Origin of the sequence: Staphylococcus simiae (assembly GCF_002902085.1) — a bacterium.
Lineage (GTDB): Bacteria > Bacillota > Bacilli > Staphylococcales > Staphylococcaceae > Staphylococcus > Staphylococcus simiae.
The window spans coordinates 1-231 of sequence record NZ_PPQR01000110.1 but is presented as its reverse complement, the minus strand read 5'-3'; the positions used below and the strand labels follow the sequence as shown (position 1 = coordinate 231).

General features: G+C 27.3%; 1 pseudogene. It reads left to right on the top strand.

What is annotated here, in order from left to right:
- Positions 1 to 231: pseudogene (locus CD113_RS11175) on the top strand (IS5/IS1182 family transposase); the annotation flags it as partial.

Here is a 231-nt window from a genome sequence, read left to right as displayed (position 1 = left end):
CTGATTTATCAAAAGAAGATATTGATTTAATCGGTAGTCATTTGAATAAAGAAATCGAAGATTTAAATCAACAAATTGAAAATGAAACACAACCAGAATTAAGAAAGCAGACTCGTAAAAAAAGAACTGAAATAAAAAGTTAAAAAGAAATTTGATGATTATTCTGAACGAAAGTCGAAGTACGAAGAGCAAAAAGCAATTCTTCAAGACCGTAATAGTTATTCTAAAACA